Source organism: Leeuwenhoekiella aestuarii, from assembly GCF_004104055.1.
Classification (GTDB): domain Bacteria; phylum Bacteroidota; class Bacteroidia; order Flavobacteriales; family Flavobacteriaceae; genus Leeuwenhoekiella; species Leeuwenhoekiella aestuarii.
This window is the reverse complement of record NZ_QOVJ01000004.1, coordinates 59,927-73,560: the sequence shown is the minus strand read 5'-3', so window position 1 is coordinate 73,560 and position 13,634 is coordinate 59,927. Positions and strand designations below refer to the sequence as shown.

The 13,634-nt window shown below is 36.2% G+C and carries 13 protein-coding genes, 1 other RNA gene and 1 pseudogene; 4 read left to right on the top strand and 11 right to left on the bottom strand.

From position 1 onward, the window contains the following. Positions 1–3: 3 nt before the first annotated feature. Positions 4–741 carry a hypothetical protein gene (locus tag DSM03_RS12000; protein ID WP_128762125.1) on the top strand — a complete coding sequence of 246 codons (738 nt, stop codon included), beginning with the start codon at positions 4–6 and terminating at the stop codon, positions 739–741. 326 nt (positions 742–1,067) lie between these two features. On the opposite strand, the pseudogene DSM03_RS19305 reads toward DSM03_RS12000, so the two are convergent. The 11 genes and pseudogenes from DSM03_RS19305 to DSM03_RS11955 all read right to left on the bottom strand — a co-directional run. Further along, positions 1,068–1,295 (bottom strand): annotated as a pseudogene (locus DSM03_RS19305) (IS91 family transposase); the annotation flags it as partial. Between the two features lie 88 nt (positions 1,296–1,383). Continuing rightward, the gene (locus DSM03_RS11995; protein WP_128762126.1) at positions 1,384–1,917 is read right to left on the bottom strand and encodes a DUF1697 domain-containing protein; all 534 of its coding nucleotides are present in this window, start codon (positions 1,915–1,917) and stop codon (positions 1,384–1,386) included. A gap of 1 nt (position 1,918) precedes the next feature. Continuing rightward, positions 1,919–2,359, bottom strand: coding sequence for a GNAT family N-acetyltransferase (locus tag DSM03_RS19130; RefSeq protein WP_262707737.1), 441 nt, complete (start codon positions 2,357–2,359; stop codon positions 1,919–1,921). 12 nt (positions 2,360–2,371) lie between these two features. After that, complete coding sequence (locus tag DSM03_RS19125; RefSeq protein WP_236638894.1) at positions 2,372–2,524, bottom strand: hypothetical protein; 153 nt, start codon at positions 2,522–2,524, stop codon at positions 2,372–2,374. A gap of 123 nt (positions 2,525–2,647) precedes the next feature. Further along, the gene (locus DSM03_RS11985; protein WP_128762127.1) at positions 2,648–3,694 is read right to left on the bottom strand and encodes a M28 family metallopeptidase; all 1,047 of its coding nucleotides are present in this window, start codon (positions 3,692–3,694) and stop codon (positions 2,648–2,650) included. A gap of 164 nt (positions 3,695–3,858) precedes the next feature. After that, positions 3,859–4,554 (bottom strand): HAD family hydrolase, encoded by a 696-nt coding sequence (locus DSM03_RS11980; RefSeq protein ID WP_236638896.1) that lies wholly within the window; start codon positions 4,552–4,554, stop codon positions 3,859–3,861. A gap of 142 nt (positions 4,555–4,696) precedes the next feature. Beyond that, the gene (locus DSM03_RS11975; RefSeq protein WP_128762128.1) at positions 4,697–6,010 is read right to left on the bottom strand and encodes a hypothetical protein; all 1,314 of its coding nucleotides are present in this window, start codon (positions 6,008–6,010) and stop codon (positions 4,697–4,699) included. A gap of 261 nt (positions 6,011–6,271) precedes the next feature. Further along, entirely contained in the window at positions 6,272–6,610 is a 339-nt protein-coding gene (locus DSM03_RS11970; RefSeq protein ID WP_128762129.1) for a gamma-glutamylcyclotransferase family protein, read from the bottom strand. A 6-nt stretch (positions 6,611–6,616) separates the two neighbouring features. After that, complete coding sequence (locus tag DSM03_RS11965; protein WP_128762130.1) at positions 6,617–9,118, bottom strand: T9SS type B sorting domain-containing protein; 2,502 nt, start codon at positions 9,116–9,118, stop codon at positions 6,617–6,619. A 3-nt stretch (positions 9,119–9,121) separates the two neighbouring features. Further along, the gene (locus tag DSM03_RS11960; RefSeq protein WP_338068247.1) at positions 9,122–10,675 is read right to left on the bottom strand and encodes a hypothetical protein; all 1,554 of its coding nucleotides are present in this window, start codon (positions 10,673–10,675) and stop codon (positions 9,122–9,124) included. 4 nt (positions 10,676–10,679) lie between these two features. Continuing rightward, the gene (locus tag DSM03_RS11955; RefSeq protein ID WP_128762131.1) at positions 10,680–11,738 is read right to left on the bottom strand and encodes a glutaminyl-peptide cyclotransferase; all 1,059 of its coding nucleotides are present in this window, start codon (positions 11,736–11,738) and stop codon (positions 10,680–10,682) included. An 88-nt stretch (positions 11,739–11,826) separates the two neighbouring features. On the opposite strand from DSM03_RS11955, the gene ffs reads away from it, so the two are divergent. From ffs to fsa, 3 genes are all read left to right on the top strand, one after another. After that, positions 11,827–11,926: signal recognition particle sRNA small type (gene ffs, locus DSM03_RS11950), an RNA gene on the top strand. Positions 11,927–11,971: 45 nt separating this feature from the next. Continuing rightward, positions 11,972–12,775, top strand: a complete 804-nt coding sequence (locus DSM03_RS11945) for an SDR family oxidoreductase (protein WP_128762132.1) — start codon at positions 11,972–11,974, stop codon at positions 12,773–12,775. A 121-nt stretch (positions 12,776–12,896) separates the two neighbouring features. Then, positions 12,897–13,553, top strand: a complete 657-nt coding sequence (gene fsa / locus DSM03_RS11940) for a fructose-6-phosphate aldolase (protein ID WP_128762133.1) — start codon at positions 12,897–12,899, stop codon at positions 13,551–13,553. The last annotated feature ends 81 nt before the right edge of the window (positions 13,554–13,634 follow it).

Here is a 13,634-nt window from a genome sequence, read left to right as displayed (position 1 = left end):
TTGATGAAAGGTTTAGAGAATTATGTACTAACCATAAAAGATTTTGACAATTTACCTGCAAGTAAAAAAATTGACTTTTTTGCTTACTTCCTTCTAATAGAAAAAAAACTTGATGGCTTCTCTAAAAATGATATTATAGAATGTTTTGACATTTTACATTTACAACCATATTCTAATGTATCATCTTATTTAGCTAATAACTCTAAAGGGAAATCAAAAAAATATATTAAGAAATCTAATGGGTATTTTTTAGAACGAGTTTTTAAAATAACTCTTGATTCAGGGTTTGGAAAAATCCCAAAACCAAAAGTAAGAGATTCAAAATATCTTCCTTTTGAGATTTTTAATGGGACACGAGGTTACATTACAAAATTAGCTGAACAAACCATCCAATCGTATGATTTGGAACTTTATGATGGATGCTCTGTACTTACAAGAAAACTATTGGAAGTTTTGATAATTGAGTGTTTTGAAAGACACAGTATAGAAAACTTAATTAAGAAACCAGATGGCAGTTTCTTTTATTTAAGTGATTTAATAACTGAATTAATTAAAGAACCTAAATGGAATTTGGGCAGAAACACAAAACAGGCATTACCTAAAATAAAAAAGAACGGAGATTTATCTGCTCATAATAGAAGATATATCGCTCGAAAACCTGATTTGGATAAAACCAAAGATGATTTACGAATCGTAATTGAGGAATTGATTCATATAATTGATTATCCAAATTGGAAATAAAAAACTATGCCCAATAACTAGCGTTCGTGTGGTCGGTACAGCCTGTCCCGTTGCAGAACGGGAACCCAGCATGAACGACGTGTTGACTGAACGTCCCGATAGGTATCGGGATTCGGTCATCCTTCTATAGGGATTTGTCTGTCTTGGGATGGGTTATTTTAGATGAGCATTGGAACCGTTGGTTGCTTTTGAGGTCTTGTTTTTCTTGAAAGTATACTTATTATTTCTTCTATTTTGTTGAACATCCTGTTTTTGGGGGTACTCTGTCCGCTTTTGCTTGGTTTAAGACATAGGGTTTCACTTCCCCTTCAAGGGACATTTTTAAATTAGTTAGCCTTCTGCTGTGTTTTAAGTTTAGTAATCCAGTATGCCGGTGGCCCCCGTGCGGTAAAGGTTTCAAGGGTGATGAGTGTTCCTTTTTTACACCTTGGGCATATTCGGTGTTGCAGGGGTGTTTTTTCTTGGAGCTGTACCTGACCCAGGGTCTAAAGCAGATGGGCAAGGCTTTCCCGTTTATGGGAAGCGCTTAAGATCCCATAATGGCGGATGCGTACTAGATCTAAATAAATACGGATATCCGGCATTTCCAAATTCATACTTCATATTTTACGTATTTAAAAGTTGGACTCTAAGAATAAAAAATTACGTTATTAATTCAATCAACTTCAAAACGGTCTTCCAGTTGCGGGTGGTGGCGCTAAGGTTTAGTTTTTTCTCAAAGAAAGCATTGGAGATTTTAGTTTTATGATATTTTCCCGGGATATGCAGGTATGCGTAAGCCTCTTGGATTATAAACTGATCAGGGGCAAAGCTGTTTTGGTTTAAAGCTGCAACGTCTTCATGTTTTGGTATTTCACTTAAAAAAGTAAGATGTAAGGTTTCAATAGGTTCAGCACTAAACGGATTTGCTTCAACAGCCTTTTTTATAGCATCAGCAGTTTTAACAACTACAGGAACCTCAAATCCAAATTCTTCTACAATGGCTTTACTAATAATTTTAGCTATTTGCATTTTGGTATGTTTCTCATCAGATAGAAAAATGATGTTCCCGCTTTGTATGTAGGTTTTCACCTCTTCAAAGTTTAGATCACTCATTACTTGACGTAGTGCTGCCATTGGTACTTTTCGGTGTCCACCTACATTTATTCCGCGCAAGAGCGCAATATACTGTTGCATATCACAAGTTTTTATAGAGATTTAATTTATAATCTAAAGTTTTCTTTACACCAATCCACTCATGGTCTGTAATAGAAAAAACAACAGTATCGCGATAGCTTCCGTCTGCATTAAGACGATGATTGCGCAGAATACCATCCTGTTTTGCACCAAGACGCGCAATGGCTTCTCGAGATTTTATATTAAACCAGTTGGTGACGATTTGTACAGCGATGCAGTTCAATTCTTCAAATGCGTATTGTAATAGCAAATACTTACATTGTGTATTTGCAGCAGAGCGTTGATAACTTTTAGCATACCAGGTATATCCTATTTCCAGCCGTCTGTGCTGCGGTTGTAAATTGTAGAAACGGGTACAACCTATAATCGCTTCAGTTTGTGTATCTATTATGGTGAACGGATATTCTAGCCCCTTTTCTTTTTGGTCTAAAGCAGTAGCAATATAAGTATCTATTTAATTTGCATCAGGAACAGAAGTATACCACAATTCCCAGAGTTTACCGTCTGAAGCTGCTTTTAGAAGTCCGTCTTTATGCTCTGCTTTTAAAGGAATAAGCGTAACGCTTTCGCTTTTAAAATGTAAGATTTTATCAATCCAGTATTTCATAATTCGTTAATAGGAAATGGTTGTTGTGATAAAATTAGGTTTTAAATAAAAAAAGAGCCTCCAAATAGAAGAGGCTCTTTTAAAATTTTTACTCAATAATCGAGATAATCATTTTACCAAGTATTACGGAGTTTTATCAACTACAATTCGGTCTTCGCGGTTCGCTAATTCCCAGGCAGTTAAAAACACAAGTTGTGCACGTTTTGCAAGCATAGGATAGTTGATTTTATCTGGAGTATCAGAAACTTTATGGTAATCTGCGTGAGTACCATTAAAGTAAAAGATGATAGGCACACCTTGCTTAGCAAAGTTGTAATGGTCAGAACGGTAATAAAAACGATTAGGATCGTTCTCATCATTATAAGTATAATCCAGATCAATGTTCATATACTTGTTATTAACAGCAGTAGAAATGCTGTCTAACTCCGTACTCAATTTGTCAGAACCTATTAAATAGATGTAATTTTCATTATCTGCGTGTGCATCATCAACACGACCAATCATGTCAATATTTAAGTCGGCTACTGTATTTGCGATAGGGAAAATAGGATTCTCAGCATAATAGCTAGAGCCGTATAAGCCTTTCTCTTCACCTGTTACATGTAAGAAAACGATAGAACGTTGGGGTCTGTAACCAGCTTCTACAGCTTTGTTAAATGCTTCAGCGATCTCTAATACACCTACCGTACCAGAACCATCATCATCTGCACCATTAAATACTTCACCATCATCACGAACACCTACGTGATCTAAATGTGCTGAAATAACAATGTATTCTTCAGGCTTAGTACTACCCTTAATATAAGCAACAACATTTTCAGATGCTTTTATACCGCTTCCTGCTCTAAAAAAGCTTTCTGGTACTGTCTGAAAATAGGTGCTGTCTATTGCAGATGGTATTTCTTGACTTACGTAAAAATCTTTAAGATATTCTGCAGCTTTTTTCTGTCCTGGTTCACCAGTATTACGACCTTCAAATTCGTCAGAAGCATACACATAAAGCATTTCTTTTAACTCGTCTGCTGTAATACTTTCAGCAAAAGGCATTGGATCAACATTTGTTAGATCTACACTTTTACCAGAACGGTTAGAAGATTCATTCATTTTAGGACCGCACTTTACAAGAAGAATACTTGCAAGTACTCCGGTCATCCACATTATTTTTTTCATAGAGGGTTATTATTTTATTGCCCTAAAAATACACTTTTACTTGATAATCGAAATTAAAACGCATAAATGCTTGCTGAAAATTTAAGAAGTATCATCATCCACCAATTTGATTATGACTCAGATAAAGACATTATAATAATTTGAAAAACCTTTTTGCTGAAATTTTAAAACCGAAGATAAAAGCTCTCATCTTCTGCTTTGTACAAATTGATATTGTTGTAATCTGCCATGAAGTTTTGAATTCCGTTTATTGCTGAAAATTCGTTCTGAGTGTGTGTAGTGGTAAGCACAATTGATTTTGATTTTCCGTTAGCAGCAGCCTGTGCTCCGGTAGGACTGTCTTCAAAAACCAAACATTCTTCAAGTTTGATAGCTAGATCGTCTGCTACCATTTCAAATACTTGCGGGTCAGGTTTACCACGCGCTACCATATCTGAATGTACAACTGTTTTAAAAAATGGCTGAAGCTTCAAGGCTTCTATAGCGAACTCTGCATTCTCCTTAGGCGCGGCAGTACCAATACCCATTGGGATACCTAGTTTTTTAGCATTATCAAGAAACTCCTGCAAACCCGGAAGCAATTTTATTTGGTCAGCATAGATCTCGCGATAGGCAGCTTCTTTATCCCAAGCGATCTGAGCCACTTCCTCATCGGTATAACGATCACCAAATAAGCGGCGAATGATTTCGTTGTTCACTCCGTGTATGTCCCGTTTCACTTCTTCAAGCGTCATATCAAGACCTAATTCTTTCAGCTTTTTTTGCCAAGCACGGTGGTGAATCATCATATTATCAATCATCGTCCCATCCATATCAAAGATGAGTGCTTTTACCGGTATTTTAGTCTTTTGAGAAATCAATATGAAGAATTTTGAGATTAAAGAACGAATATAATAGGATAGAAGTGATTTACAAGAGTGCAGCGGAATCAAAAATACAAAAAGGCGCTATTATGTTATAAATAGCGCCACAATTTAGATATTATTGAAGATATTCTAAATATTAATATTCTGTAATAACTTCTTCACTAACAGGTATGATAGATCTCATTTCAAACTGATTAACGAGCTCTTTTTCAAATTGGTTGATATAATCTGTTCTCTCTGTTATTTGGTTCATACTATCGGTAAAAGCTTGTAGACTGCGTTTACCTACTTTTAGATTTTGAAACATATTACTGATGAAGCGAGACATTTCAACTTCACCAATTGCATTTTCGAGATCCACAAATTGCTGAGGTGTTATGAGAAGTGCTTGTAGACGAGTTTGATCTGTGGTAGGCGTGGTTGTAACAGCATTTTTAGTAAGATAGCTGTTGAGTGAATTGTACTGATTAGGGTTGTATTTTTTAAGATATTTAAGTTTTACATATTTAGCTAGTGATTGTAAAAGCATTTTATCTAATTGATTTTCAGGCTTAAAGTTACTTGCTAAGTAATAGTATGCGTCACTCTCTTTAATAGCATAGTCAATTTTATCAGAATCAACATTTTGAGCTGTATTGATGATAGTATTATAGGTGCTCTCATTACCATAAACTGGAGAACTTATTTGAGCATATACGACTTTATCATCATCAGAAACCTGTGTCAATTCTTCTAAAAATCCGCGAGTTTTAGCAAATTTAGCTTCCAGTTGCGGGATATCTTTTTCGGGTACATTTATATAATTAGCATATTTACCTGTCTGATAATTTAAATCACCTGCCAAAAGAACCAGATCTCCCGCTACTTCATTATTTGTAAAAACAGATCCACTGGGTTGGGGTTTGCCTTTTCCTATATAAATTTTATCACACGTATCACAATTAGCAGTAATCGAATAAGTATAAATAAATGGGTTCATATAATCTGAAATATTACTAGACTTATTTACAATTTCAGGGTACCATTTATCTGTATTTCCCGCTCTTAAAACACCGTTTGAATATACAAGCTGACCTTTATATCGTTTAGCATCTTTAGGATCTTCAAATTTTTTGAATTTACCTCTTGTTACAATTTTAAGTTCCGATTGCGGATTGATTTCTATTTCACACCCTACAAGCACGGTATATATCAAACAATCGTCACAATTTTGTGGAACTTTACTTGAGGCAATTCGATCTCCGTTAAGATAGATAGCATCAACCTTTATGTATTCATTAAGCCTGAAAGATAGCGTTTGTGTGTCTATAGGAAGATTTGTGATTTTATAAGTAGCGTCTATAGTTTCATCTTCAAGCGAAATAGTAATATCACCGTTTAAATGGCTCAATTTTTGAGCACTGGTAAACTGGGTGATTAAAACCAAAATAAGTATTAAAGTTATTCTCATCAATAATTCAGATTTTCAGCTAAAATATTGAACTCGTTTTTACTAGTCTTTTTAGCGTGTTCTTTATCCTGAAAAAAGAGAACTTTATCTATAAAACTATTTTATGTTAGACGTATTGCGAGTTTTCTCAGATGAAATTGATGAGGAATTCCTTAAAGATCTGAATATGCAGTGTTTTGAATGAAATTAAACGAGATTTAATTATAGATATTAAAATATCACTTGTATAAATTGAAAATATTTTAAGAAATTATTAACATTTTAATCAATGTTGTTTTTTTGGATTTCACAATAAATATTCGCCTTTGTGTTTGAGGCTAAAGTGATAATTTTTCGCTCATAGGAGCTTCCTTCATATTCGTCTGCAAGAGCTAATTCGAAGTCTTGTAGTTCGTAAACACTTCCCGCTATTTGATCGTATTTATCACCGGTATATATAGCTATAAAATATGTTTTTGCTTGCGGATGATTTTCAGGTATTTTGATAGTTCCTAATCTGTACTTTTTTAGAATGTCTTTTTTACCCTCAAGTTTTCGGCCAAATAATTCTTTTTGAATTTTGATATTCTGAAGCGATCCGTAGGTAAATAAAAAGGCCATATATTATTATCGTTTTAGACTAAAATGGCCTTTGTATTCTTTCTGCTCTCCCGACGTATCGGTTAGTAAAACGGTATACCAATATTCGTCAGAAGGCAAGGTTTTGTCTCGTACAGTACCATCCCAATTTTGGTCAAAATCTATTAATGATTTTAATAATTTTCCGTAGCGGTTGTAGATATATACAGTGATTGCGGTAAAATTAGTATTACTCAAGCCTGCAGCTCCCCATTCATCATGATAGCCATCATTGTTAGGTGTAAAATACTTTGGAAACCCTAATACCGGAATCTCAATACTGCTCAGGCCACACCCGTTTTTGTCCCTTACATAGAGCGTTCTAAAACCAATTGCTACATTTCTAAAGACAGCCTCATCTTGATAGGGACCAAGTGCATCATCTAAAGCAAACTCATAATCACCTATGCCCAATTTACTCAAATCAATAACGCGAATTGTATTGCTCTCATTTTCAGTCATTACTTCAATAGTATTCATGTCTACTGTAGCAGCTTCAGAGGCTATAACTTCAATCATTTTAGGCGCTGACTTACAACCGTAAGCCGTAGTTGCAGTAACCGTATAGACCCCGGGAGAATTCACCACTACAGAAGCTGTATTTCCTATGCTCGTACCCGAAGCATCGGTCCAGTTATAAGTATAAGCGTCTCTCGCGTTAGTGGTCTCTAACGTAAAAGAACTCGCATTACTGCAGAATTTTCCTTCGTTTAGAATATCAAATACTGGGATGGGTTCAACTAGTAGTTGCAAATGTGGCCCTACTCCAAAGCATGAACCCGATGTTGCATCGTCAACACGAACATATAATGTCTGAGCATTTACAGTTTCGTTTGTATAAGAGTTTTGAGGAAGAATCTCGTTAGTAGCAAGCAGTGCATCTTGTTCATTTCTAAAATAAGAAACTTCTAAATTATTTCCTGACGGGAATTGACTCAACATATCGGAGGTAGCTTCAGAAAGGTCAAAATTTTGAAAACCATCAACAGTGCCATCTGTATCACATTCAGTTAAATTATAACTATATCCAGATGGAAACGAAGTCGTTGAAACTTCAAGATTTAGAATTGAAACTTTAAAGCAACCATTTGCATTTTCGGTATATGAATAGATTGTGCTGCCGTTTTGATTGTTATAGGATTCTGGAGTTATTATAGTATTCCCAGAATTTGTATCTGCGTCAAATCGGGTTTGATAAAACGTAACATTAATATCGGTATCACTAGTAATAAATGGTATGCTGTTATTAAGATTGAAGTCTGTAAAACCGTCTGGAGTTCCGTCTTCATCACAATTTTTAATGGTGATTGTATCGGCTGCATCTACAACATCAAGTATTGTTGCAGTAACAGTTTTACGACTACCGGTATTACAACCTAAAGCTTCGCCAGCTACATAAAAATTTTGAGTTGTATTAATTATTGGATTGTAATTAGTTCCTGTATGAACCAGATTTCCACCAGATGAAGCATCATACCAATTCAAGATCCCATCTGTTGTGCTAGCACTTAAGTTTACAGTTCCCGCGCCACAGCGCGTATCTCCTGTCACAGTAGTAGTGGGTATGCTGATACTAGTTGAGGTAGCAATTTTTAGTGATGGATCACCGGGCATCCCACCGTATTCTACAAGATAACCTTTAGGCTGAAAGTCTAGGTTAGTCTCTCCGGTTGTTCTGAGATCATTCCAGGAGCCGGGAATACCAATACCCGGAGCGGTAATATGAGCATAGTCTTCGCCGCCATTTACATTATTAGGTTCACCGCTATTCCAATAGGCAAACGTTGTGGTGCTTCCGTTAGGACCACCACGCCAAAACTCAACACCTCCTGCAAGACCTTCGGGGCCGGTAACCCATTCCCAAACTCCTTCCTGAGCTTCATCTGTACCACCGATCCATCCGGCACCTTGAGTTTGTTCTCCGCATAAAACAGCCTCTTCAAAAGATGTTAATGTTGCTAAATATCCTTGTAAACCATAATAAACCCTATTCTCAGCTGCAGTTTTAGCAGCTTCCCAGGTTATTAAATTATCAGGGACATACTCATAATAGTGGTCTGTTGAGGGTAAATAATTAGCCTGACCTATAGTTATAGAGAACGCTCTCTTGCCGCTTATGTTTGCTCGTGAGCTTCTAAAAGTAACTGCTCTGACCGCAGCAATTATTTCTGCAGTGGTTATTGTAGTAGAAAATGTAAGAGTGAGCTTTGCATTGCCCGGGTTAAATGATTGTGAAATATTAGGTAGGTTAGGAATCTCTAAAAAGTCGCTTCCTCTTTCGTAACCTGAAGAAATCTGAATATAAAGGGCATCAATTGGAGAGCCGCCAGGATTTTGAAGATCAAAATCAGGAGCTATAGTAATACTTGATAACGGACAATAAATTTGATCTGCATCAGCTTCTAATATTGGAGCTTGACCACGTGTAGTATCTATATTAAGTAAGAAGAGTAGAAGTAGAAAAAGTGTCTTAGATAATTTTATGTTCATAGTCTAATCTTCAAAAAGTGTTGCTTGATAGGCACCTGAGTCTGCCCGATTTAATCTGGATTCTCCTAAAATATCTAAAGGAATTTTAAGTGCTGTGCTGGGATCTCCTAGATTTTTTGCTGCAGAATCATCACCAATTCTGTAGTAATTTATAGCTGAATTTCTAAAATCAGGATTCTCGCTGAATAGCATATTTAAATAAATATTTTCATTATTGAAGTCGTAATTGGCATCATCGGCAAACTCATCAAAAGGATCATCAAATTTGATTAAGGAATGTGAAAAACTGAAATTAAAATCAGTGGTAGCCAAAGCTTCTAAGCTGATCTCCTGCGATTGATTGCCGTAAATGATACAGTTAGTAAATGTTGCTTGCTCTAATGCCGAAGTAAACAATTCTGAGTCGGTTTCTAGAAAATTATCTAGCCGTACAGCCGGCGTATTTCTGAAACTTTGAGACCAATAATTAGCAAATGTACTGTGAGTAAACTCATAATTACCTCCTAAACGCAGCCATAAATTGGAGATTCCTGAATTGCCAATAACTAAATTCTCTCCAAGAATTGATGCGGTTAAGGCATATAATCCCATACTTGATGTATTGTAGATCTGTGTATTTTTTATGTAAAAATCTGGATTCACATCACCGGTATTTCCATCAGCGAGAATACCTATGTTGTTGTTCTTTATAGTAACATAATTCATAGAGGCTGTGCTACCGGGGGTAAACCAAATTGTTCCCCACTGACCGGGAACTTCGGTGTATGCTGGCTCTAAGCGGTCACCTTCAAGAATGATCTCGTTTTCTAAAACTTCTTGATCCTCACTCAAAGCACCGTTTGCTTCTAAACGTGATCCATTTGCAAAAATGAGTCCGCTGTTTTCATGAAAATGAATACGCGTACCGGCATCTATTTGCAACGTTTTACCAGAAGGTATTCCGGCGTAGCCGTAAATAACATAGGGCTTTTGGTTGGTGAAATTCAATTGATCATCCTCTAGTAAAAAACCTTCAACTGTTATGGGAACTCCTGTTTCGTTAAGACCAATTTCTAAGGTTTCTTTAATACCTGCGGCATTTTTCTCGGGATATAAAAAAATCGCATCCTGAATAAGCGTAACCAGTTCTACGGTTTGTAGATTGGTACCAGAATCAAACTGAATTTGATCGGTGTATACAAAGCTGTTTTGGGTTTGAATAGCTGCATCTACAGTAGTTTCAATAAAAATATAAATACTGTCTTTGGGTAAAATTTCTATGTTTTCAAAAATCGTTCCGGCCATGCCGTCAACATTAAGCCTATATTGAGAGTTTTCGCCTTTCGATAAACCGACATAAGGTATCGAGATAAGATTAGTTGAATTGTTGTAAACCTTTAAATGATAAGTGCTGCTGCCAATATTTGAAAATACCGTATCTAAAAAAACCGTGTCTTTAGAAAAACTCAGGTTCCCTTTACTGCGCGTAGGTTCAAAATCTTCACGGCACGCACTCATAAAAAGCGTAGCAGTAATGATAGCAAGGAATAGAAGTCCGGTTTTTAGTAGATTTTTCAACAGATTATTTCTTGATCAGACGAATCTCAAACAATTTGTCCCAATGTTTGCCTGTGACGTAAAGCTGGTCTGTTTTGGGGTTGTAAGCGATCCCATTAAGAACTTCATTACCGGCATCTTCTATAGAATTAATTTTTTTCTTGAGCGATCTCAAATCAACAACACCTTCAATTGCACCCGTTTCTGGATTTATGATCGAAATGCTGTCAAACTGATAGCTGTTAGCATAAATTTTACCATTGACCCATTCTAACTCGTTGTATTTAGATCGTAATTTTTTAGAATCTACCACTTGAATGAATGCTTTTTCAGCATAGGTTTCAGCATCTAGAAGCCATATTTTCTCAGTACCATCAGATTTGTAAATGGTATTGCCATCGTTGCAAAGACCCCAGCCTTCTTTACTTTTTCCATAATTGAAGGTATCGGTTTTTTCAAAAGTGTCTAAGTCGTAAACAAAACCTTGATTCTCTCTCCATGTCAATTGAATCAATCTGGAATCTATTATTGTTAAGCCTTCGGCGAAAAAATTCTTGGCAAGATCAATGCGCTTTAGGATTTTTCCAGTTTTTAAGTCAGTTTTCAGCAAGCCAGATTTCCCGTATTCACCTACACTTTCATATAAGGTGTCACCGTGAAATTCCAGACCTTGGGTGTAAGAAGTTTTGCTGTGTGGGTAAGTATTTACAATTTCATAAGTGTATAAAACCGGTGCTTCTGAAGCCACAAACGTAAGCTTAGAGGAGAGAGTAGCTTGTTTACCATCTGCATAAACTTCAGCTTCCAGCATTTTTTCACCTAACTGAGTAACATTGAGAATCGCATCAATGCTGCTCAAATCTTTTTTGCGATCTAAAACGTTATCATCAAAAGAATAAACAACCGAATCTATGGTAACATCACCCTTTGGTTTGAGGTTTATAACCACTTGATCTCCGTTTTTTAGAGTTGATTCTGGCTTGTTTAGTGTTAAAGTAAAACTTTTACTCAAATCTTTTCCGTTGCCACAGGAGAGAATCGCAAGACTTAAGGTTAAGATAGCGAGAAGGTTATAACTGCGCATATGTATAATAATTTTGTTGTCAAGTTAAATCAATAAATTCAGTTTAAAAAACGTTTGGTTTGCTGTTTGATTGCTGTATATTTGCACCCGGCAAGTCCTACACAACCAGCTCCTGTCGAATTCCCCCAGGGCGGGAACGCAGCAAGGGTAGATGGTCGTAGCGGTGTGATGTAGGTAGCTTGCCTTTTTTTATGCCTTATATTTACGTATTTTCCCCGCTCTAAATTTAATGTATGTCTCAAGTAGTCTTGATCACAGGAGCCTCTTCAGGAATAGGAAAATCAATAGCAGAGTTTTTAGTTACAAAAGGATTTACGGTTTATGGAACCAGCCGAAGCCCTAAAGTTAGTTCAGATAATGGCGTTCAATTTTTAGCCCTTGATGTTACTAAAGAGGAAACCGTTTCTGCTGCAGTTGATCAGATTCTTAAAGCTGAAGGTCGCATCGATATTCTTATTAATAATGCCGGTAAAGGAATTACCGGCCCTTTAGAAGAGATTCCCGAAGAAGAACTCAAATCAATTTTTGAGACTAATTATTTTGGACCGTTACGGGTGATCAAAGCTGTTCTTCCTATGATGCGAAAGCAAAAGAACGGACTCGTCATTAATGTAACTTCTATTGCCGGTTATATGGGCTTGCCGTATCGCAGTGCCTATTCTGCCACAAAAGGAGCGCTAAGTTTGACTACCGAAGCTTTGCGAATGGAATTGAAAGAGTTCAATATAAAACTGACTAATGTAGCGCCCGGTGATTTTGCAACAAATATTGCTTCGGGTCGCTATCACGCTCCTTTATTAGAAGACTCACCGTATGCTAAAAATTATGGAAAGTCTCTGTCTTTGATGGATGAGCATGTAGATCACGGTGAAGATCCTCAAAAAATGGGAGAAGCTGTTTATGCAATCATCAATACTAAAGAGCCTGAAGTGCATTATAAAGTAGGTGCTTTTATGCAGAAAATCTCCGTTTTTTTAAAAGGCGTTCTTCCAGGCAAAATGTATGAACGTTTGTTACTAAATCATTATAAATTATAGTATTTGAGTGATTTTAGTGTAAATACAACACTTAAGTTGTTTTAAATGCTATCTTCTTAAATATTAACGATTATATTGCTTAATTTTGAGATTCAATATTTTGATAATCTAAATTCTTCACATGAAATTTTTTATTGATACAGCAAATCTAGACCAGATTAAAGAAGCTCAGGAACTAGGAGTTCTTGACGGTGTAACTACAAACCCATCTTTGATGGCTAAAGAAGGCATCAGCGGAAGAGAAAATATACTTAAACATTATGTTGACATCTGCAATCTTGTAGATGGTGATGTAAGTGCAGAGGTTATTTCTACAGACTTTGACGGGATGGTTAAAGAGGGTGAAGAGCTTGCTGCACTTCACGACCAAATTGTTGTTAAAATACCTATGATTAAAGACGGTGTTAAAGCGTTAAAATATTTTAGCGATAAAGGTATCCGTACAAACTGTACTTTGGTATTTTCTGTAGGCCAGGCATTATTAGCTGCTAAGGCAGGTGCTAGTTATGTTTCTCCATTCTTAGGTCGTCTTGATGATATCTCTACAGATGGTTTACAGCTTATAGCTGACATTCGTTTAGTATATGATAACTACGCTTTTGAAACTGAAATTTTAGCTGCTTCTATACGTCACACAATGCACGTAATTGACTGTGCTAAGTTAGGTTCTGATGTTATGACAGGACCATTAAGCTCTATTGAAGGTTTATTAAAACACCCACTAACAGATATCGGTTTAGAAAAATTCTTAGCAGATTACAATAAGGGAAATAGCTAATAGCTACTTATATAAATAAAAACCCGCTTTAGAGCGGGTTTTTTTATGCTTTGTAACTTGGGGTTGAAGCTATAATTATTT